This window comes from Arenimonas sp., from assembly GCF_035721105.1.
Classification (GTDB): domain Bacteria; phylum Pseudomonadota; class Gammaproteobacteria; order Xanthomonadales; family Xanthomonadaceae; genus Arenimonas.
The window spans coordinates 1-19,575 of the sequence record NZ_DASTNG010000014.1 but is presented as its reverse complement, the minus strand read 5'-3'; the positions used below and the strand labels follow the sequence as shown (position 1 = coordinate 19,575).

The 19,575-nt window shown below is 66.6% G+C and carries 19 protein-coding genes; 14 read left to right on the top strand and 5 right to left on the bottom strand.

The genetic code is table 11. The annotated features are described in order from the left end of the window. The first annotated feature begins 12 nt into the window (after positions 1 to 12). Positions 13 to 357, top strand: a complete 345-nt coding sequence (locus VFQ84_RS01330) for a hypothetical protein (RefSeq protein WP_325128415.1) — start codon at positions 13 to 15, stop codon at positions 355 to 357. A gap of 331 nt (positions 358 to 688) precedes the next feature. Here the strand turns inward: VFQ84_RS01330 and merA are convergent, their stop codons facing one another. The 3 genes from merA to merT are packed head-to-tail and all read right to left on the bottom strand — an operon-like array spanning position 689 to position 3,036. Then, on the bottom strand, positions 689 to 2,383 hold the full coding sequence (gene merA / locus VFQ84_RS01325; RefSeq protein ID WP_325128412.1) for a mercury(II) reductase: 1,695 nt from the start codon (positions 2,381 to 2,383) through the stop codon (positions 689 to 691). 10 nt (positions 2,384 to 2,393) lie between these two features. Beyond that, positions 2,394 to 2,672: a mercury resistance system periplasmic binding protein MerP gene (merP, locus tag VFQ84_RS01320; RefSeq protein ID WP_231693856.1), complete on the bottom strand. Its 279-nt coding sequence runs from the start codon at positions 2,670 to 2,672 to the stop codon at positions 2,394 to 2,396. A 13-nt stretch (positions 2,673 to 2,685) separates the two neighbouring features. Then, positions 2,686 to 3,036 carry a mercuric ion transporter MerT gene (gene merT / locus VFQ84_RS01315; RefSeq protein ID WP_231693857.1) on the bottom strand — a complete coding sequence of 117 codons (351 nt, stop codon included), beginning with the start codon at positions 3,034 to 3,036 and terminating at the stop codon, positions 2,686 to 2,688. Positions 3,037 to 3,106: 70 nt separating this feature from the next. Between merT and merR the strand changes: the two genes are divergently transcribed. Beyond that, the gene (merR, locus tag VFQ84_RS01310; RefSeq protein ID WP_231693858.1) at positions 3,107 to 3,526 is read left to right on the top strand and encodes an Hg(II)-responsive transcriptional regulator; all 420 of its coding nucleotides are present in this window, start codon (positions 3,107 to 3,109) and stop codon (positions 3,524 to 3,526) included. 118 nt (positions 3,527 to 3,644) lie between these two features. Here merR and VFQ84_RS01305 read toward each other — a convergent pair whose 3' ends face one another. Then, on the bottom strand, positions 3,645 to 4,715 hold the full coding sequence (locus VFQ84_RS01305) for a phospholipase D-like domain-containing protein (RefSeq protein WP_325128405.1): 1,071 nt from the start codon (positions 4,713 to 4,715) through the stop codon (positions 3,645 to 3,647). A 196-nt stretch (positions 4,716 to 4,911) separates the two neighbouring features. Further along, on the bottom strand, positions 4,912 to 5,313 hold the full coding sequence (locus VFQ84_RS01300; protein WP_106989572.1) for a MerR family transcriptional regulator: 402 nt from the start codon (positions 5,311 to 5,313) through the stop codon (positions 4,912 to 4,914). 206 nt (positions 5,314 to 5,519) lie between these two features. Here VFQ84_RS01300 and VFQ84_RS01295 point away from each other — a divergent pair, with 206 nt between their 5' ends. From VFQ84_RS01295 to VFQ84_RS01240, 12 genes are all read left to right on the top strand, one after another. After that, complete coding sequence (locus tag VFQ84_RS01295; protein WP_325128399.1) at positions 5,520 to 7,358, top strand: cytochrome c/FTR1 family iron permease; 1,839 nt, start codon at positions 5,520 to 5,522, stop codon at positions 7,356 to 7,358. A 192-nt stretch (positions 7,359 to 7,550) separates the two neighbouring features. After that, positions 7,551 to 8,159 (top strand): cation diffusion facilitator family transporter, encoded by a 609-nt coding sequence (locus VFQ84_RS01290; RefSeq protein ID WP_325128397.1) that lies wholly within the window; start codon positions 7,551 to 7,553, stop codon positions 8,157 to 8,159. 77 nt (positions 8,160 to 8,236) lie between these two features. After that, positions 8,237 to 8,740: a signal peptidase II gene (gene lspA / locus VFQ84_RS01285; protein WP_325128396.1), complete on the top strand. Its 504-nt coding sequence runs from the start codon at positions 8,237 to 8,239 to the stop codon at positions 8,738 to 8,740. Between the two features lie 205 nt (positions 8,741 to 8,945). Further along, complete coding sequence (locus VFQ84_RS01280; protein WP_290781889.1) at positions 8,946 to 9,335, top strand: hypothetical protein; 390 nt, start codon at positions 8,946 to 8,948, stop codon at positions 9,333 to 9,335. A 65-nt stretch (positions 9,336 to 9,400) separates the two neighbouring features. After that, positions 9,401 to 10,693, top strand: a complete 1,293-nt coding sequence (locus tag VFQ84_RS01275) for a TolC family protein (RefSeq protein ID WP_325128395.1) — start codon at positions 9,401 to 9,403, stop codon at positions 10,691 to 10,693. Continuing rightward, positions 10,690 to 11,916 carry an efflux RND transporter periplasmic adaptor subunit gene (locus tag VFQ84_RS01270; protein ID WP_325128393.1) on the top strand — a complete coding sequence of 409 codons (1,227 nt, stop codon included), beginning with the start codon at positions 10,690 to 10,692 and terminating at the stop codon, positions 11,914 to 11,916. The genes VFQ84_RS01275 and VFQ84_RS01270 overlap by 4 nt, the downstream gene beginning before the upstream one ends. A gap of 30 nt (positions 11,917 to 11,946) precedes the next feature. Continuing rightward, entirely contained in the window at positions 11,947 to 15,060 is a 3,114-nt protein-coding gene (locus tag VFQ84_RS01265; protein WP_325128391.1) for a CusA/CzcA family heavy metal efflux RND transporter, read from the top strand. Next, positions 15,057 to 15,386, top strand: coding sequence for a P-II family nitrogen regulator (locus VFQ84_RS01260; RefSeq protein ID WP_325128389.1), 330 nt, complete (start codon positions 15,057 to 15,059; stop codon positions 15,384 to 15,386). Before VFQ84_RS01265 ends, VFQ84_RS01260 begins: the two co-directional genes overlap by 4 nt. A 77-nt stretch (positions 15,387 to 15,463) precedes the next feature. Then, the gene (locus VFQ84_RS01255) at positions 15,464 to 17,461 is read left to right on the top strand and encodes a heavy metal translocating P-type ATPase (RefSeq protein ID WP_325128387.1); all 1,998 of its coding nucleotides are present in this window, start codon (positions 15,464 to 15,466) and stop codon (positions 17,459 to 17,461) included. A 367-nt stretch (positions 17,462 to 17,828) separates the two neighbouring features. Further along, on the top strand, positions 17,829 to 18,167 hold the full coding sequence (locus VFQ84_RS01250; protein ID WP_325128385.1) for a four-helix bundle copper-binding protein: 339 nt from the start codon (positions 17,829 to 17,831) through the stop codon (positions 18,165 to 18,167). A gap of 185 nt (positions 18,168 to 18,352) precedes the next feature. Further along, entirely contained in the window at positions 18,353 to 18,751 is a 399-nt protein-coding gene (locus tag VFQ84_RS01245) for a CopL family metal-binding regulatory protein (RefSeq protein ID WP_325128383.1), read from the top strand. Between the two features lie 98 nt (positions 18,752 to 18,849). Then, positions 18,850 to 19,575, top strand: a 726-nt coding sequence (locus VFQ84_RS01240) for a TolC family protein (protein WP_325128381.1), incomplete at its 3' end; no start/stop codon positions are given.

Here is a 19,575-nt window from a genome sequence, read left to right as displayed (position 1 = left end):
AACGAGATGACAATGGCCCGCTCCCGCCCTGGCGAGGCGACGGTCGCCCGATTGTTGGCTTTGGCGGACGTGCAGCTCGATGGCCCTCGGCCCTGGGATCTGCAGGTGCGCGATCCGGCGATGTTCACGCGCGTGTTGGCCCAAGGATCGCTGGGATTTGGCGAAGCCTACATCGACGGCGACTGGGTTGCGGCCGACCTTGATGATCGGGATTGGAACACCTCGGCGACGCTGCGCCTGCGGCCGCACCAGGCGCTCACGGCCGCGCAAAGCCAGATGATTCGCCTGGAGTACTTCGAAGGTACGGTGGGGTTGGCGTTGACGCGGCGCGCTCCCCTGGTCCCCTACCTCATCTAGGCCTATCGCGCGGCCCTGGTTCCGGACCGCGAATTGCCGCCGTCGTTCTTGCTGCAGGCACACGAGCCTGAGCAGTTGCCGCCCTGCGCTTGCTGGTCGGAGACACCAGAGGACGGGATGGGAAGGGGCTGAAGGCCGTGCGCGGATGCCCCGTGAGTGGCCGGGCATCTACCTCGAAGGCAACTCGGAAAACGGCGACGGAATCTGGTCCGGGTTTCCGGGCTTCACACCGCTGCAGCATTCGATAGCCGTGATTAATCAGTCGATTTTACTTGGGCGTATGCCCCAGTCGATCAAGCCGAAGGATTGGCCTTGAACGCTCAGCAAGTCCCTACCCCGCGCAGCAAGACAGTTGCGCTACTTCCTTAGTGAAGGTCTGTGCCGCGAGCTTCAGCCCCTCGACCATGGTGAGGTAAGGGAACAACTGGTCGGCCAACTCGTGCACCGTCATTCGTGCGCGAATGGCGATCGCAGCTGTTTGAATCAGCTCGCCCGCCTCCGGGGCTACGGCCTGTACGCCGATCAGTCGGCCGGAGCCAGCTTCGGTGACCAGCTTGATGAATCCGCGCGTGTCGAAGTTGGCCAGCGCCCGTGGCACGTTGTCGAGCGTCAGCGTGCGGCTATGGGTCTCGATGCCGACGTGGTGCGCCTCCGCTTCGCTGTAGCCCACAGTGGCGACCTGCGGATCGGTAAACACCACCGCCGGCATAGCCGTCAAGTCCAGCGTCGCATCGCCGCCGGTCATGTTGATGGCGGCGCGGGTGCCGGCCGCCGCCGCGACATACACAAACTGCGGTTGGTCGGTGCAGTCGCCGGCGGCGTAGATATGCTTTGTGCTGGTGCGCATCCCTTTGTCGATGGCGATGGCGCCTTGCGCATTCACTGCCACATCCGCCGCATCGAGGTTGAGCGTGCGGGTGTTGGGGGTGCGGCCCGTGGCGACTAGCAGCCGGTCAGCACGCAGTTCGCCCCGTACCGTGGTGAGGATGAATTCCCCATCCGTAAAGGCGATCTGGATGGCTTGCGTCTGCTCCAGAACCTCAATGCCTTCGTCGAGAAATACGGCAGAGACCGCTTCGCCGATGGCGGGGTCTTCCCGGAACAACAGCTTGCTGCGAGCCAGGATGGTCACCTTGCTGCCCAGCCGGGCAAATGCCTGCGCGAGTTCGACCGCCACCACCGACGAACCAATCACGGCCAGTCGTTCGGGGATTGTGTCGCTGGCGAGCGCGTCGCTCGATGTCCAGAATGGCGTGTCCTTCAAGCCAGGGATCGGCGGAGTCGCCGGACTGGCCCCAGTGGCGATAAGGCAGCGGTCGAAGCTCACCTCGCGGGCGTCTTTGTCACCGATCGCCACGATTAGCGTGTGCGCATCCTTGAACAACGCGTCACCGCGAAGCACGGTGATGGCCGGGGTGCGCGCCAGGATGCCTTCGTATTTGGCAAGGCGCAGTTCATCGACCCGTCCCTGCTGCTGTGCGAGTAGGCGCTCACGCAGGATCTTCGGAGGCGCGGCGGAGATACCGTCATCGAACGGGCTCTCGCGCCGCAGGTGAGCGATGTGGGCAGCGCGGATCATGATCTTGGACGGCACGCAGCCCACATTGACACAGGTGCCACCGACGATACTGCGCTCGATCAGCGTCACGCGCGCACCTTGCTCGACGGCCTTCAATGCCGCGGCCATCGCCGCGCCGCCACTGCCGATCACGGCCACGTGCAGCGCAGCCTCATTTGTGCCGTGATTTCGCTCGCGATCCATTGGCCATGGTGCGTCGTCCAGCGTGCTGTGGTTCTGCCCCGTTACATCCACGGGCTGCGCCCGATAGCCGAGAGCCGAGACGGCTGCGACCAGTAGATTCACGTCCACGACCGTCCCTGCATTGGCCTCGATCTCGGCGTGGCGGCGCGAGTAAGACACGGCGGCCGAACGCACGCCGGGCACGTTCTGCAGCGTTTGCTTCACGTTCCCAGCGCACGACCCGCAGGTCATGCCGTCGATGTGCAGATGGACGGTGTCGATCATGAGCGTGGACTCACTCCTTGACGATAGACGGATAGCCAGCGTTTTCGGTGGCCCGGGTCAGGGCGGCCGGCGTGGTCTTGGTGTCGTCGTACGTCACCACCGCCTCCTTGGGCTCCCAAGTCACCTTGGCCTCGATGACACCTTCGACCTTTGCTAACGCCACCTTGACCGTGATCGGACAGGTTGCGCACGTCATGCTCGGCACCGACAGCGTAACGGTCTTGGTGGCAGCCCCGACGGGCGCACTCAGGGCAGCGGTCAGGGCGAGCAACGTGACGAGTTTTTTCATTGCGATCTCCTAATCAGTAGAACAGGGGCATGAGGTAGGGAAATACGAGGGCGATCAGCACCAGGCAGGCGACCACCCAGAAGCTCGCCTTGTAGGCCATACGCACTCGGGGCACGGCACACACTTCGTCGGGCGCGCAGGCACGGGCCGGACGGAAGATGCGACGCCATGCCAAGAGCAGCGCCGCGAGTGCCATGCCAATGAAGATCGGACGGTAGGGTTCCAGCCCGCTGAGGTTGCCAATCCAGGCCCCGGAGAAGCCCAACGTGATCAGCACTAGCGGACCGAGGCAGCAGGTCGAGGCGAGGATGGCGGCGAATCCGCCAACGGCCAGGGCGCCGCGGCCATTGCCCAGGTCTGCCATGGGATTTTCTTCCGAAATTGTGCGTGATGCGCTAACGTTACTTCCGTAGTCAAGTACGGAGTCAAGCGGCATGACGATCACGCGGGAAACCCTGACCATTGGGGCCTTCGCCAAGGCCGCCGGGGTCAACGTAGAGACCATCCGGTTTTATCAACGCAAGGGTCTTCTGCCCGAGCCGGACCGTCCCATCGGCGGCATCCGCCGCTATGGGCCGACCGACGTGGACCGGGTGAAGTTCGTGAAGTCCGCCCAACGCCTGGGTTTCAATTTGGACGAGGTCGCACAACTGCTCCAGTTGGAGGACGGAACCCACTGCCACGAAGCCGCCGACCTTGCAACAGCGCGGCTGGCAGACGTGCGCTTGCGGCTGACGGACCTCCAGCGCATGGAGTCGACGCTCGCCCAACTGGTGAAGGCGTGCAGTTCGAGCCGAGGCAAGGTGACTTGCCCCCTGATTGCCTGCTTGCACCAGCATGCGCCAGCAGACTAATCCGCCAGTGATGGCGAAATGCAGGCAAGCAAACGAGACCGGGAACCTACAACCGAAAGCGTTCAGCTGAAAAGGCTTCGGGCGGGCTTCCCATGCTTGCCTCCAGACCGCGTGGCCGCTACAGCCAGCGCCTCGCCCACCAGCCGATCAGCTCCAGTCCCGGCGCGTACCACGGTCGCTGCGTCCAGGCCTCGGCTAGTACCTCCCGAGACTCGGCCAAATCTTGAACAAAATGATCTGCCAGCGTCGCATTGAGAGCGGGCGCCTGCCCGAGCAGGTTGATTTCGTCGTTCAGGAAGAAGCTGCGGTAGTCGAAGTTGGCGGTGCCGACTGTCGCCCAACCCCGATCGACCAGGGCTGTTTTTGCGTGCAGCACCCGGGGCTGGTACTCCCAGATGCGGACGCCGGCCTCGAGCATGTGTGCATACGCCGCCCGCGCGGCCCATTGCGCCAGCGGAACATCGCTCTTTCCCGGTACCAGCAGGCGGACATCCACGCCTCGGCGGGCGGCGCCGCAAAGGGCCCGCTGGCTGCGCCGGTCCGGCGCGAAGTACGGCGTGGTCAGCCAGAGCCGCTCTCGGGCCTGGTCGAAGGCGTCGGTGAACGCGCAGCGCAGGCGATGCCGGCAACGACGCGAACGGTTCGACAGCAACGCCAGGGGAGAACGCGCCGTGGGCACGGGACCACGGGGCGCCCGCGGGTACTCATCGAACAGGGTGATCGCCTCGGCCACCCGCGGGCCGGTCAGGCGGACATGGGTGTCGCGCCAGCGAGCCGCCCCCACGGCCCGCTGGGAATTGCGCCGGTCGAGGTTGAACCCGCCCAAGTACGCGACGGCGTCGTCGATGATCAGGAGTTTGCGGTGATTGCGGACGTGAAATCGCAAAGGCTTGTGCCAGGACCACGGACGACTCCAGTGCCATCCCACGCCAGCGTCCTTCATGGACCGAACCCGGCCCGGCGGAATCAGGCGCCACGAGCCCACGGCATCGATGCGGACCTGCACCCGCTTTCCAGAAAGGGCAGCGTCGGCCAGTGCGGTGAGCATCGGACCGCCGACCTCATCATCGGCCACGATGTAACACTCCAGGCGTACCTGCGCGGTGGCGCCAGCGAGGTCGGCGCGCATCGCTTCGTAGAGGGCGTCACCCTCCACGAAGACCGTGGTCGTTTCCGGTGCGGCTGGCATGGGGCGGCGGTTCGGCAAAGATTTGGCGCCCAGCCTAGCAGTGCGCCTCGGATTCTGGATCATTGGCCACGGAAGTTGGCGCGCACCTCGGCATCCCGGCCGGCGGTCAGCGGCTTGAGTATGCCGTCGTAGCGGAAAGCTTCGCGGTCGCAACCTTCAGCGCCCTAGGCACCATTCGAGTGCCTTGGGGACGGGATCACACTGACTCCGCCGGCATTTGCAATCCGCCCAAGATTGCGCAGGTACCCCGGCGGCCGCCGCAGCAATCAGCAATGGTGCGCTCCAACTCTTGCGCAATTTGTTGCAGTTCGGCCTGTCGCTCCCGGATCTCGGCGAGGTGATGGCGCGCGAGCCGGTCCACGTCGTCGCAGGACAGGTCCGGATCCTCCGCCAATCGCAGCAGGTCGCGAATCTCGCTCAGGCTAAAGCCCAGTTCCCGGCCGCGGGTGATAAAGCGCAGCCGGGCCACATCGTGCTGGCCATAGACCCTATAGCCATTGCCCGTCCGAACCGGCCCAGGAAGCAGGCCGATGCGCTCGTAGTAGCGGATGGTCTCCAAGTGACAGCCACTGGCGGTCGCGGCCTCACTGATTTTCATTCGCATCCCGCTTGACTCTGTAGTGGCTACGGACTTTACGATACTTCTGTCCCCGCCGCCAACGAAGTGCCCTTGCCGTGCCCCAGCCCATCCCTCTGTCTCACTTTCGAACGTGGTCCGGCCTTGCAGCGTTCCTGATTGGGCTGGCCTGGCTGCTGCCGGTACACGCCGAAACCCCCACGGTTGAGCCGCGACAAACGTGGCAAATGCTCGACTACATGGCGGTGGATTATGCCGCGGCCGTCCAGGGTGGCCGCGTCCTGTCGCTGGGCGAATATGCCGAGATGCAGGAATTTGCCAGGGCCGCCCGCCTCCAACTCCAGACCCTGCCGGCGAGTCCGAACCAGCCGCGGTTGCTGGCCCGAGCCGACCAGTTGGTCGCCGCGGTAGACCTCAGGGCCGACCCCACACAGGTGGCCGTGCTGGCCCGAGGGATGGCCGACGATCTGTTGGCCGACTATCCGATCGGGGCGGTGCCGGCGTCGCCACCGGAGCCGGCCCGCGTCACGGCGCTCTATGCTCAGCAATGTGCGGCCTGCCACGGTCCGTCCGGGCGCGGCGACGGTGTGGCCGGGATCGCCTTGGATCCACCGCCGATCGCCTTTACCGACGCTGGCCGCGCGGCCCAGCGGACGCCCCTGGCGCTTTATCAAGTCATCTCCCAGGGCGTGCCAGGCACCGGCATGCCCAGCTTTGCAGCGCTGTCGGAAGCAGATCGCTGGGCGTTGGCGTTCTACACCGGAGGGCTGGCCTACTCCCCTCGCGCTCGCGCGGAAGGGGAGACCTTGTGGCGGGAGCGGGCCGACTTGCGCGGTCGCATCCCCACCCTCGAAGCCCTCACCCGGGTTCGCGAAGCGGACCTGCTGGCCCCGTTCTCCCCGGCAGAGGCCCACGCCGTCGTCGCCTACCTTCGATCACGCCCCAAGGCAGTAAACCTGTCGCGTGAGGGTTCCCATCCGTTCGCGCTCGCGCGTGAACGATTGGCCGTCAGCGAGCAAGCGTATGCCGCTGGCGACACGGCGCAGGCCACCACATCGGCGTTGTCGGCTTACCTGGACGGTGTAGAGCCGCTCGAGGCAGCCCTGGGGGCCCGCGATCCCTCACTGATGCGAGAGATCGAGACGGCCATGGCCCGCTACCGCAGCCAACTCGCCCGCCCCGCCGCCCTGGCGGATGTGAGCGCACAGGCAGCGGAGGTCAACGCACTGTTTGATCGCGCCGAGATGGTACTAGCGGACACCCGGATGGACACGACCACGGCCTTTCTGGGCAGCTTCACCATCCTGGTGCGGGAAGGTCTGGAAGCGCTCCTGATCGTGATGGGCATGATCGTGTTCCTGCGCAAGGCCGAGCGCGCCGACATCTTGCCGTACGTCCATGCGGGATGGGCCAGCGCCTTGCTGGCCGGCGCGGCAACCTGGGCGGCAGCGACCTACTTGATTGACATCAGCGGTGCCAATCGGGAGCTGACCGAAGGATTATCGGCGCTATTCGCCGCTGCCGTGCTGCTGAGCGTTGGTATCTGGATGCATCAGAAGAGTTTGGCCGGACGCTGGCAGCAGTATCTGCAGGCCAAGTTGTCGAGGGCGTTGACGCGGCGATCGGCTCTCTTCTTGTTTGTGCTTGCGTTCATCGTGGTGTATCGCGAAGTGTTTGAGACCATACTTTTCTTCATCGCGATGTGGAGCGAAGCGGTCTCCGGCGCCATCCTTGCTGGCTTCGCGGCCGGATGTTTGGTCTTGGCCGCTGTGGCCTATTGGATGGTTCGCGCCAGCGCACGTCTTCCCGTCGGCCGGTTCTTCTCGATCAGTTCGCTCCTGATCGCCGTACTGGCCGTCGTCTTGGCGGGCAAAGGCGTGGCTGCCCTTCAGGAGGCGGGTTGGGTCACCCAAGCAGGGGTGACGGGGCCACGCATCGAATGGCTGGGCGTGTACCCGTCCTGGGAGTCCTTGTTGGTGCAGTTGGGCGTGGCGACGCTGGCCATCATTGGCTTCATAACCAACACCCGGTCGCTGAAAGCGTCGGCAGCAACTTCCTCGCGCTGATGAGCTGCCCAAGGGACTTGAGACATTGCCGTCGCGCCGCGACCTACGCGTGCGCCGCACTCCTCCTGAACAGCGGGCAGTGGCCAACGCATGGACTGCGCGCCAAGTTCGCCTCGGGCTGGGACCTTGCCGCGAGGTGGCCAACGGTGGCTGCTCTCTGCGGTTCATTCTCGCCCGCCACCGGAGAAGGCCATGAGTGACTGCGCTTGCCACCACGATGCCAAGAACGCCCAAGAGCGCCGCATCCTGAAGATTGCGTTGGCTCTCAATGCCGCGATGGCGGTGATCGGCGGCATCGCCGGTTGGATCGCCGACTCGACCGGACTGCTGGCCGATGCACTGGACATGCTGTCGGATGCCATCGCCTACACGATCGGGTTGGTCGCCATTGGACGCGCTGCGCGTTTCAAAGCCAATGCGGCGTTGCTAAGCGGCAGTGTCTTGCTGGCACTGGGCCTGGGCGTGCTGGCCGAGGTCGGGCGCCGGGTGGTTCACGGCGCCGAACCGGCCAGCAGTTGGATGATTGGGACGGCACTGCTGTCTTTAGTGGTAAACGTCACTGTATTGCGCTTGCTCGCGCCGCTGAAGACGGGAGGGGTGCACCTGCGCGCCACGTGGCTGTTCACCCGCGCCGATGTCGTGGCTAATCTGGGGGTGATTCTTGCGGGCGGTTTGGTCCTCTGGCTCCACTCGCCCTATCCCGACTTTATGATTGGCACGTTGATCGGACTGTATGTCATCAAGGAATCGTTCGAAATTCTGCGCGATGCCCGCCGTGCCCGGCAGGGGGCTGGCACATGAGGCAGCCTGACCGGTCAAAACGAGACGGTGATGCCCTCCGCGCTGGCGACGTTTGTGCGCGTCAGGGAGCGCCCGGAGTGGAGGGAATCCGCACGAGCGCCATCGCATGGCTGCTGCTCTCGCTGGCGGTGCTGTTGTTGGACCAAGCCACCAAGTGGTGGGCGATGACGGCGATCCCCGATGACGTGGCCATCGCTGTCGTGGAAGGGTGGTGGAACTGGCGTCGTTCCTACAATCCCGGTGCGGCGTTTGGTTTGCTGGGCGGTGCGGGAGGCTGGCAGCGGCCGGTGCTTGCGGCATTGGCGCTGGGCGTGTCCGCTTACCTGGTGTACTCGCTTTACCGCCTGCCCCGACGGGCATGGCGACTGGCGGTTCCGTACGCCTTGGTGATTGGTGGTGCTTTGGGCAATGCGGCCGATCGGCTCAGTCGGGGGCAGGTCGTCGACTTCATTCAGTGGTACTGGCGGGACTTCTTCTGGCCCACCTTCAATGTGGCCGATATGGCCATCGTCATCGGGGCGGTGGCGATCGCGGCGAACGGCCTGATGCCACCGAAGCTGTCGCAAGGACAGGCGTCATGAAGTCTTTCTCGGCACGCCGGATGCGGCGGTGGCCTGGCATCGACTGGGCTGTCGGCTCCCGGCGACCTTGGAGCCCCTTGAGGCCCTTCACGCCCGCGATTTGTTTGCAGCTCCCCGTAATCTCATGTCCTCCTGAACGCGATGCGGCGTGCAGAGGAGAATGAAATTGTGTAACTCCAGTGCCGTCAGATAAGCTGCCGCAGCCATGCGTACTTCCCCTCCCCTGCTGATGGCCCGACTTCGCGCATCCGTGCGGGTGGCCGCGTGGGTGCTGTTGGTGTTCCTGCTCAAGGTGGGCATGGTCGCGGCTTGCACGGTAGATGAGATGCAGGACAGCACCTGGGGGGCGACCAGCACCCAGGGGCCGGCGGCCGATACCGCCCTGACGCCCGATGCGTCGGCAGCGGACGATCCTTCGTCGCTCCTCTCGCATGCCGCGGGCGGCTGCCTGGACTGCCATTGCCATCATGCGGCGGCCCTGCCGCCCGTGGTCGTCCTTCTGGCCGGACCGCCGGCCATGGCCCGCGTTCTACCCGTTCCGATCGCCATGCCGATCGGTCCCGCACGCAACGAGCTTCGCCCTCCCATTCTCTGAGCCCTCTCGTTTTCGCTCCCTGACGCCGAGGCGTCGGGGTCGACGTGTGCTCAGAGGATGTTTCCATGCGTTTTATCCCTCCCCCGCGACGCTTGCGCGTCGTGTCGTTGCCGACGATCGTTCTGCTCCTGGCGGGCGCGTTGGCCGCGCCCATCCATGCCGCCGCGCCCGCGGCGTCTCCCATCGCCCTGCGCGATGCCGTCACCGCGGCCTGGCGCGCCCACCCCAGCGCCCGAGCCACAGACGCTACCTTGGCCGCCGCCCGCGCCCGCGCCGACGCTGCCGGCCGTCCGCTTTACAACCCCGAAGTCCAGTTTGCGGCCGATGACGAAGGCACCGACCGCACCACCACCGCGGGCGTCAGCCTGGCGCTGGACCTGAGCGGCAAACGTCGTGCCCGGCGCGATGCGGCCGCGTCACAGCTGGACGTTGCCGTGGCCCAGGCCCGGCTGAGCCGACGTGATTTCGTGGCCGCCTGGCTGGTGGGTTGGGCGGATTGGCAAAGCGCGTCACGGCGTGTGCAGCAAGGCGAGCAGCGCCTGGCGCTGATCTCCCGATTCGCCGATCTGGCCGACAAGCAGTTCGGCGTGGGCGACATCTCCTCCCTCGAACGGGACCTGGCCCGGCTGGCCCGCGACGAAGCCGAAGCGGAACAGGCGGCGCTGCTGGCCGAAGCCGCCGAGGCCGAGGAGGCCTTCCGCAACGTGGGCGGACAGCCCGACGCCGTGGCCTCGGACCCGGCGTGGTCGCAGGCGCTGCCGGACGTGGCGCCCGCGCCCACGACCTGGGAGGCCCTGCCGGAATGGCAGATCGCGCAGGCCCAGTCCGAAGGGGCAGCGCGTCAGGTCACCGTCGCCCAACGCGACCGGGTTCCTGACCCGACGCTCGCGCTCACCGGCGGCCGCATCGACTTCGGCCCGGCGTCGGACAATGTGGTGGGTGTATCGCTCAGCGTCCCGCTGTTCGTGCGCAACCCATACCGGGCCGAGGTTGTGGCCGCGCTCGCTGATGCCGATGCCGCGGCGGCGCAGGCCGATGTGACCGGAGCACAGTTGGCCTCACGGGCCCAGCGCACGGCGGCCAGCTATGCCGCGGTCCGTCGGGCCTTTGCCCGCTGGAGCCAGAGCACCGGCACCGATGTCGAAAAGCGGGCCGACCTGCTGGAGCGCCTCTGGCGCGCCGGCGAGCTCTCGACCGCCGACTACCTGCTCCAGCTCAAGCAAACCCTGGATACCGCCCTTGCGGGCGCCGCGCTGGAAGGTCAGCTCTGGCGCCGCGCCACCGATTATCTCGCCGCCACCGGCCAGCTCGAAGCCTGGCTCGGAATGAATGACGCGACTGGAGACACTTCCCGATGAACCCGAAAAATTACCTGTTGCTTCCCGCCAGCGCGGTCCTGGTCCTGTCCTTGGCAGGCTGCGGCGCCGAGCCCGCTGCGACGCCTTCACCCAAGGCCGTGGCCGCCGACACGAGCACGCCACGCGGCGAAGACGCTGAACATGCCGACGAGGCAGGCCAGGAAAAGGCGGGCCACGACGATGAGGCCGGGCATGACGAAGAGGCCGGCCACGATGAGGCGGAAGAAGGCGCGGAACCGGTTCGCATGGACGCGGCCGCGCTGGAAGCCGCCGGCATCAAGCTGGCGACCCTGGATGCGCGTTCACTGAGCGAACCGCTGCAGGCCCCGGGTGAAGTCCTGGACAACGCCTACGGCACCACTCTGATCACGCCGCGGGTCGAGGCCCTGGTGGTCCGCCGCCATGCCAAGCTGGGAGATGAAGTGGCCGCCGGCGCGCCACTGGTGACGCTGTCGTCCGTGGAGGTGGCCCAAGCCCAAGGGGCGCTGGCCATCGCCGAGCAGGATTGGAAGCGCGTTCAATCCCTGGGACGCGAAGCCGTGTCGGGCCGCCGCTACCAGGAAGCCCAGGTCACCGTCGAACAGGCACGTGCGACCGCGCGGGCCTACGGCTTGCCGGGCACGGCCACGGGCCGGTCCAATGGCGAGTTCACGCTGACCGCGCCACACGCCGGCCGCCTGACCGAGGACGCCTTTGTGGTCGGCGAGCGGATCGAGCCCGGCCGGACCCTGTTCCGATTGGTGGATGAAGCCGTCGTCTGGGTCGATGCCACGCTCCCGGCCGAGCAGGCCCGGCGCATCGCCATCGACAGCACCGCGCAGGTGGTGCTGGGCCAGGTGCGACTGCCCGGCAAGGTGGTGCAGCGCGCGCACCGCACTTCCGAGAACACCCGGACGGCGCTGGTGCGAATTGAAGTAGCGAACGAGGGGGATCGCCTGCACGGCGGCGACTACGTCGAGGTCTATCTCGATGCCGGCGGTGGCAGCGACCCGCAGCTGGCGGTGCCGACGGCGGCGCTGGTGCAGTTAGAGGGCGAGAACGTGGTCTTCAAGGAGACCGATGGCGCCCTGGCGCCCGTGGCGGTTCGCCCCGGTCCGGTGGTCGGCGACCACACCGTCATCGCCGACGGCCTGGTCATCGGCGACCGGGTGGTCGTCGAGGGCGCCTACGTGCTCAAGGCCCAGATGCTCAAGGCGCAACTGGGAGAAGGTCATGGTCATTGACGCCCGCGTCGCCGCGCGCGGAGGTGCGCCATGCTAAATCGCCTGGTCGAACTTTCGCTGCGCTACAAGTTCCTGGTCCTGATCATCTTCGCCGTCGTGGCCTTCCTGGGCCTGCGAGCGGTTCGCGACGTCCCCATCGATGCCTTCCCGGACGTCACCCCGGCACAGGTGAACATCTATACCGAGTCCCCGGGCCTGGCGGCCGAAGACGTCGAGCTGCTGTTGACCACCCCGGTCGAGTCCGCGCTGGCGGGCTTGCCCAAGGTGCAGGAAATCCGCTCGGTGAGCCTGTTTGGTCTTTCCTATGTGTCCGTGTATTTCGAGGACGACATGGAGATCTACTTCGCCCGCCAGCTGGTCAATGAACGCCTGCAGGAAATCGGCGACCGCCTGCCTGAGGGTTACGGCAAGCCCAGCATGGGTCCCAACAGCTCGGGCCTAGGCCAGGTGTTCTGGTACACGGTCGAGCGCGCTCCGGGCGTGAGCAAGGACCAGGTCACCGACATGGACCTGCGTACCTGGCAGGAGTGGACGGTGCGCTTGATCCTGCGCACAGCACCGGGCGTGGACGACGTCAGCTCCTGGGGCGGCGGCGAGCGCGAATACCAGGTCCGGATTGATCCGCAGCGGCTATATGCCCGGGGTCTGGGCTTTGGCGACGTGATTGCGGCCCTGCCGGCCAATAATGGCCAGGTCGGCGGCAACGTGATGGACGTGGGTCGCGAACAGTACCTGGTGCGCGGCCTGGGCTTGCTGTCCTCGACCGAGGACATCGGCGCGATCGTGCTCAAGGCCGAGGATGGCGTGCCGGTTTACCTGCGCGACGTCGCCCGGATCATCGAGTCGCCGGCGCCGCGCTTTGGCGCGGTGACCCGCGATGGCGAAGAGGTGGTGCTCGGCATGGCGTTGGCCCGCATCGGCGAGAACGCCAAGGATGTGGTGGAGGCGGTCAAGGCCAAGCTGGCCACGGTCCAGGACGCCCTGCCCGAGGGCATGGTCGTGCGCCCGATCTACGAGCGTACCGACCTGGTCAACAAGGCAGTGGGGACCGCGACCCGGGCCCTGATCGAGGGTTCGATCCTGGTGGCGATCGTCCTGTTCCTGTTCCTGGGCGAGTTGCGTTCGGCGCTGGTCGTGATCGTGACCCTGCCGCTGGCGATGCTGATGGCCTTCATCGGCATGGGCCAGTTCGGACTGTCGGCCAATTTGATGTCCCTGGCGGGCCTGGCCATCGGCATCGGCATGATGGTAGATGGTGCCGTGGTGATGGTGGAGAACGCCTACCGCATCATGGCCGAGCGGCACGCCCATGGCGAAAAGGTGGACCGGACCTCGGCGGTGCTGGCGGCGGCCAAGGAAGTGGCCAATCCCATCTCCTTCGCGATCCTGATCATCATCGTGGTGTTCCTGCCGCTGTTCAGCCTCGAGGGCCTAGAGGGCAAGCTGTTCAAGCCCATGGCCTTCACCATCGCGTTCGCGATGGCCGGATCGATGCTGCTGAGCCTGACGCTGATCCCGGTCTTGGCCGCCATGATCCTCAAGCCCAAGGAAGAGAAGGACACCCGCCTGGTGGCCTTCCTCAAGCGGCGCTATCGTCCGCTACTGGAGCGTGCCCTGTCCGCCAAACGCGCCGTGGTGATCACGGCCTCCGTGGCGCTAGTGCTGGCCTTGGGGCTCTTCCCGTTCCTGGGCAAGGAGTTCATGCCCCAGCTACAGGAAGGCTCGATCATGTGGCGGGTGACGGGCATCCCGTCGACGTCGCTGGATGAGTCGATCCGCACCAGCAATGTCATCGCCGAGGCGTTCAAGAAGTTCCCGGAAGTGGAGACTACGCTGGCCATGATCGGCCGCGCCGAGAAGGGCGAGACCGCCGACGTCAACTACATGGAGATCTACACGGCGCTGACCCCCGAGGAGGACTGGACCACCGGCCGTTCGATCAAGGAGCTCGAGGAAGCCATGCAGGAGACGCTGGAAGAGGTCGTGCCCAACGTGGTGCCCGGCTACACCCAGCCGATCCAGATGCGCGTCGAGGAGCTGATCTCCGGCGTGCGCGCCACCCTGGCGCTCAAGCTTTACGGCGAGGATCTGGCCGAACTTGATCGCATCAGTAGTCAGCTCAAGCCGGTTCTTGCCGGGATCGACGGCGTCGCCGACCTATCGCTGGAAGCGAATGTCGGTAAGCCGCAGATCCGCATCGAGGTGGATCGGGCCGAGCTGGCCCGCCACGGCATGAACGCCGAAGAGGTGCTGACCATCGTGCGCAATGGCCTGGGCGGCGAACCGGTCAGCGTGCTGCTGGACGGCGTCCGGCGGTTCGACATCTCCGTGCGGCTCGATGACGGTACGCGCAGTTCGGTTGAAGCGCTGCGACGGATTCCGCTCAAGGCTGCGTCGGGAGCGCTGGTGCCGCTGTCCGAGGTTGCGACGGTATCGGTCGCCGAGGGCTATTCGTTCATCCGTCGCGAGCAGTTGCAGCGCTATGCCGTGATTCAGATGGACGTTCGGGGCCGGGATGTCGATGGCTTCGTGGCCGATGCCACGGCGGCGATCAAGTCGCAGGTGGACCTGCCGCCCGGCTACTGGATCGAGTGGGGCGGTGCGTTCGAGAACCAGCAGCGCGCCTTGGCCAAGCTGAGCCTGATCGTGCCCATCACGATCTTCTTCATCTTCGTGCTGCTGTACACCGCGTTCAACTCGATCAAGTTCGCGGCCCTGATCCTGGCCAACGTGCCCTTTGCGACCATTGGTGGCCTGCTGGCCCTGTTCCTGACCGGCCAGTACCTTTCGGTGCCGTCGGCGATCGGGTTCATCGCGGTGTTCGGCGTCGCCATGCTCAATGGCATCGTGCTCGTGAGCTTCCTCAACGAGCAGCGCGAACGCGGGCTATCGGTGCGCGAGGCGGTGCTGCAAGGCACGGCCCTGCGGCTGCGCCCGGTGCTGATGACCGCGAGCGTGGCGATACTGGGCCTGGTGCCGATGCTGATCTCCAGCGGTGTCGGCGCCGAGACCCAGCGCCCGCTGGCCACCGTGGTGGTGGGTGGCCTGCTCAGCGCCACCCTGCTGACCCTATTCCTGCTGCCCGTGCTCTACGAGTGGCTGGAAACCCGCGCCGAACGTAAGAACCCGGAGGCCACGCCATGAAGCGCATTACTGCCTTGCTGCACGCCCATAGGATGAGCGACATCGTGCACGCCCTGGAGGCCGCCGGTGAGCGGCGCCTGAGCGTGGTCCAGGCGCGAGGGCTGTTGCAGGCCGCCAGCGCCCGCGAGCAGGACTACTCGGTCGAGCTGGGAGAACGGGTGACCCAGGAGATCCAGCTGGACGTGTTCTGTGAAGACGAGCGGGTCGACACGATCATTGCGTTGATCCGGCAGCACGGCCGTACCGGGCAGGTGAATGCCGGATGGATCTTCACCAGTGCCATCGACGATGTGCTGCTGATCGACCGGGCGGACGTGCCGGCCTAGCCCCGTACGACGAAGGCCACGAGGCAGGCGCGCTCCGTCGGAGCGCGCCTGCAGGATCCCCATTCGAGGAATGCCCGATGAGTGATACCACGCCTCCCCCGGCCGCGAGCGCGGGACACGATCACGATCACGGCAGCGGGGGACCTTGGGCCGGCCGCGCCGAGATCATTTTGTCGCTGGCCTCCGGCGCCTTCCTCCTGGCCGGCTGGGCCTGGGGTCGAACACAGGGCGACGGTGCCACCGGTCCCTTCATCTTGCTGCTGCTGGCCTATGCGGCCGGCGGCTTCTTCACCGTGCGCGAAGCGCTCGAGAACCTGCGGCACCGCGAGTTGAAGATCGATTCCCTGATGATCGTGGCGGCCGCGGGCGCCGCTGTCCTGGGCCAATGGGCCGAGGGCGCGCTACTGCTGTTCCTGTTCAGTCTCGGCCATGCCCTCGAGAACTACGCGATGGGCCGCGCCCGTCGCGCCATCGAGGCCCTGGCGGAGTTGCGGCCCGAGACGGCGCTGGTGCGTCGCGGTGACCAGTTGGTCGACGTATCCGTAAACGACCTGGTCATCGGCGATGTCGTGGTGGTCAAGCCCGATGAACGCGTGGCGGCAGATGGCTTCGTCGTGCTGGGCGAGAGCAGCATCGACCAGGCCGCCATCACGGGCGAAAGCGTGCCGGTCGACAAGCGGCCGGTGGTGGACGCGGCCGAGGCCAGGCAACGCCCTGACGCGGTCGGCCCCGAGCATCGCGTCTTCGCCGGCACCATCAACCAGGGCAAGGTCCTGGAGGTCGAAGTCACCCGCCTCGCCAACCAGAGCACCTTGGCCCGAGTCGTGGAACTGGTGCGCTCGGCGGAGCACCAGAAATCCCCGACGCAGCTGTTCACGGACCGCTTCCAGAAGATCTTCGTTCCCGCGGTGCTGGTGCTGGTGGGGATGCTGCTGTTCGCCGGATTGGTGGTGGATGAACCGTTCAGCGCGACGTTCTACCGCGCCATGGCGGTGCTGGTAGCCGCCAGTCCCTGTGCCTTGGCCATCTCCACGCCCAGCGCGGTGTTAAGCGGCGTGGCGCGGGCCGCACGGGGCGGCGTGCTGATCAAGGGTGGCGGCCCGCTGGAGCGGCTGGGCGTCCTGCACGCGCTGGCTTTCGACAAGACCGGCACGCTGACCGAGGGCCGACCGCAGGTGACGGACGTCATGCCCGCTGACGGCGTGACGACGCAGGAACTGTTGAGCGTCGCTATTGCCGTAGAGCGCCTGAGTGACCATCCCTTGGCTGCCGCGGTGGTGCGCGATGGCCTGGTCCGTCTGGGCTCGCACGCTGTCCCTGAGGCGACGGACCTCGAGAGCCTTACAGGCCGCGGCCTGAAGGCGACCGTGGCCGGCGAGACCGTGCACCTGGGCAAGAAGAGCCTGTTCGATGAGCTCGGGGGTGCCGCCGTGCCCGCCGCGCTGAAGACGCGCGTGCTGGACTTGGAGAATCAAGGCCGGACGGTGTTCGTCGTACGACAGGGAGACCGTTACCTGGGCGCCGTTGGCTTGATGGACACGCCCCGGGAAGCCGCCAAGGCGGTGATGGCCCGACTGCGCGAGCTCGGCATGACCCGGCTGGTGATGCTCTCGGGCGACAACCAACGGGTCGCCGATGCGGTGGCCGCCAGCGTGGGCATCGACCGGGCGTATGGCGACCTGATGCCAGAAGACAAGGTCAAGGCGATCCAGGCACTGCGCGCCGAGGGCGAGGTGGCCATGGTGGGCGACGGTGTCAACGATGCGCCCGCACTGGCCAGCGCCTCGGTGGGAATCGCAATGGGCGCGGCGGGTTCAGATGTCGCGCTCGAGACAGCGGACGTGGCCTTGATGGGCGACAAGCTTGAGCACCTGCCGTTCGTCGTGGGGTTGAGCCGGCAGACCCGGCGCATCATCCGCCAGAACTTGTGGGCCAGCCTGGGCATGGTGGCCTTGCTCATTCCGGCGACGATCCTGGGCATGAAGATGGGCGTCGCCGTGCTCTTCCACGAGGGTTCCACCCTCCTGGTCGTGGCGAACGCGCTGCGCCTGCTCGCTTACAGAGACTCCGCGTAACGTCGGATGTTTCGGCGTTGTTAGCTCGCGCCTACGGAAAAGTGCGATGGCTGAGGCACTGCGCGGCGTGTTCTCAATCACCGGCAGGTCCGGGTTCATCGATTCTGTCCCCGGCGCTGCGCACGGTCATCACTCGGCGGCCCGCCTCAAAGCGACCTTAGTACCCTTGCCCGAGGATACGGCTGCTGCGTGCAATCTGCCGGACATCTGTGCAATCAGCATGACTATTGCAGTGCCGTCTTGCATCGAACGGCGGGAAGATGCGGCACAACGGACCGCGCAGACTGGCATTGATCTTGCAGCACGACACGCGCGGGCTGACTAAATCCTTGGCTCGCCCCCCTATCTCTCGTTAAGGAGCCCCCCCATGCACCACATGTCTTCCGAACTGCAGGCCTGCATCCGCAGCTGTCTGGACTGCTATCAGCACTGCCAGCACATGGCCCTGACCACCTGCCTGGAAAAAGGCGGCGATCACGTGGCGCCGGATCATTTTCGCCTGATGATCGATTGCGCCGAGGCCTGCCGCGCCGCCGCCGCGCTCATGATCAATCACTCCCCGTACCACGCCGAGTTCTGCCGCCTGTGCGTGCAGATCTGCCGCGATTGCGCCGCCAGCTGCGACGAACTGGACGGCATGGAGGCCTGCGTGCGCGCCTGCCGGGAGTGCGCACAAGCCTGCGAGGCGATGGCGGCGTCGCCCTGAACGACGTCCCTGCGCGGTAAAACTTCCCAAGCCGGGTAACCCGTTCCTTCGGCCCCACGCGGGCCGGGGAACTTCGGCGAACCGCTCCGCCCGGGGAACTTTCTGGCTCCAATGGCGGTCTAGACCGCACCCCCCCCAGTTCTGGGGTGTATCCCATCGCTTTTTTCTGGGTGTAGACTCCGGCCATGTCCCTGCTGCGCACCGTCGGCCACCTGCTGCTCGCTTTGGCGTTGATCGCCAACGCCGGGCTGCCGTCGGTCGCGTCCGCGGTCGATCATGCCGCGCACCAGAGCGCGGAGGTGGACCAGGACATGGCGGCGGCGGGGCATTCGATGGCCGACGGCGACATGGCGTCGTGCCATGACGAGGCCGCCGTGACGCCCGTCGTGCCCAGCCCTGACTCGCCGCTGGATTGTTGTGACGGCGGGACCTGCACCTGCAGCTGCCTGCATCATGCGCCGGTCGTCGTGATCACCGACGCCCCGTGGGCGGTATCCCCCTATCGCTGGGTGGCCCAATTGGGCCGCCTGGCGTCGGTCCCGGCCGCGCCCTCGGCGCCGGCCATCCGACCTCCGATCGCCTAAGCCCTCCCGGCGGATCTTGATCCGCCCCATTCGCTCGACCCGGCATCCGGGTCGTGTTGCCCGTGGCCTGTCGCCGCGGGTGCCTTGGAGGGTTTCCCATGACTGTACGTTTCCGCCCGGCCGCGCTGGCCGTGGCTCTGAGCGTGGCCCTGACCGGCTGTGCTTCTCTGGCCTCGCGCCCCGGTGATACCGACATCAATGCCCTGCTGGCCGAGCGTCGCGGTCCGCAGGTCGAGTGGTCCGCGGTGGGCCAACCGCCCCCAGAACGCCAGGCCATCGACCAGTGGCTCGGTGCCCCGATGACCGCCGAGGCGGCGGTGCGGGTTGCCATGCTGCGCAGTCCCCGCCTCCAGCAAGAATATGCGCGGCTGGGCCTGGCCCGGGCCGACGTGCTCGAGGCCGTGCAAGTGGCCAACCCCACCCTCTCGCTCTCCCGGTCCTATCTGGACCCGGGCAGCGGCTACAACCGTCTGGCCGGCCTGACCATGCCACTGGCCGATCTACTGGTGCTGCCGGTGCGCACGCGCCTGGCCCGCGCCGAGTACGAGCGCGCCAAGCTCGAGATCGCCGGCGCGGTCCTGAACGTCGCGGCCGACGTGGAAGCCGCCTGGTACACCTATGTGGGTGCCCAGCAAGTCGCGGATATGCGTACGGCCGTGGCCGGTGGCGCCGATGCCGCGGCCGAACTGGCGCAGCGCTTCTTTGATGCCGGCAATATCAGCGAGCTGCAGCTCAAGCAGGAACAGGCCGCTGCCAGCGAGGCGCGCATTATCGCCGCCCGGGCCCGCGCCGAGGCCGGGCGCGCTCGCCTGACCCTCAACACC

Coding starts and splice junctions, on each gene's coding strand:
- VFQ84_RS01280 (WP_290781889.1), top strand. CDS start 8,946: ATGCGTACTTCCCCTCCCCTGCTGATGGCCCGACTTCGCGCATCCGTG.
- VFQ84_RS01250 (WP_325128385.1), top strand. CDS start 17,829: ATGCACCACATGTCTTCCGAACTGCAGGCCTGCATCCGCAGCTGTCTG.
- VFQ84_RS01275 (WP_325128395.1), top strand. CDS start 9,401: ATGCGTTTTATCCCTCCCCCGCGACGCTTGCGCGTCGTGTCGTTGCCG.
- VFQ84_RS01330 (WP_325128415.1), top strand. CDS start 13: ATGGCCCGCTCCCGCCCTGGCGAGGCGACGGTCGCCCGATTGTTGGCT.
- merA (WP_325128412.1), bottom strand. CDS start 2,383: ATGATCGACACCGTCCATCTGCACATCGACGGCATGACCTGCGGGTCG.
- merR (WP_231693858.1), top strand. CDS start 3,107: ATGACGATCACGCGGGAAACCCTGACCATTGGGGCCTTCGCCAAGGCC.
- merP (WP_231693856.1), bottom strand. CDS start 2,672: ATGAAAAAACTCGTCACGTTGCTCGCCCTGACCGCTGCCCTGAGTGCG.
- VFQ84_RS01260 (WP_325128389.1), top strand. CDS start 15,057: ATGAAGCGCATTACTGCCTTGCTGCACGCCCATAGGATGAGCGACATC.
- VFQ84_RS01265 (WP_325128391.1), top strand. CDS start 11,947: ATGCTAAATCGCCTGGTCGAACTTTCGCTGCGCTACAAGTTCCTGGTC.
- VFQ84_RS01300 (WP_106989572.1), bottom strand. CDS start 5,313: ATGAAAATCAGTGAGGCCGCGACCGCCAGTGGCTGTCACTTGGAGACC.
- merT (WP_231693857.1), bottom strand. CDS start 3,036: ATGGCAGACCTGGGCAATGGCCGCGGCGCCCTGGCCGTTGGCGGATTC.
- VFQ84_RS01290 (WP_325128397.1), top strand. CDS start 7,551: ATGAGTGACTGCGCTTGCCACCACGATGCCAAGAACGCCCAAGAGCGC.
- VFQ84_RS01295 (WP_325128399.1), top strand. CDS start 5,520: ATGCTCGACTACATGGCGGTGGATTATGCCGCGGCCGTCCAGGGTGGC.
- VFQ84_RS01270 (WP_325128393.1), top strand. CDS start 10,690: ATGAACCCGAAAAATTACCTGTTGCTTCCCGCCAGCGCGGTCCTGGTC.
- VFQ84_RS01255 (WP_325128387.1), top strand. CDS start 15,464: ATGAGTGATACCACGCCTCCCCCGGCCGCGAGCGCGGGACACGATCAC.
- VFQ84_RS01305 (WP_325128405.1), bottom strand. CDS start 4,715: ATGCCAGCCGCACCGGAAACGACCACGGTCTTCGTGGAGGGTGACGCC.
- VFQ84_RS01245 (WP_325128383.1), top strand. CDS start 18,353: ATGTCCCTGCTGCGCACCGTCGGCCACCTGCTGCTCGCTTTGGCGTTG.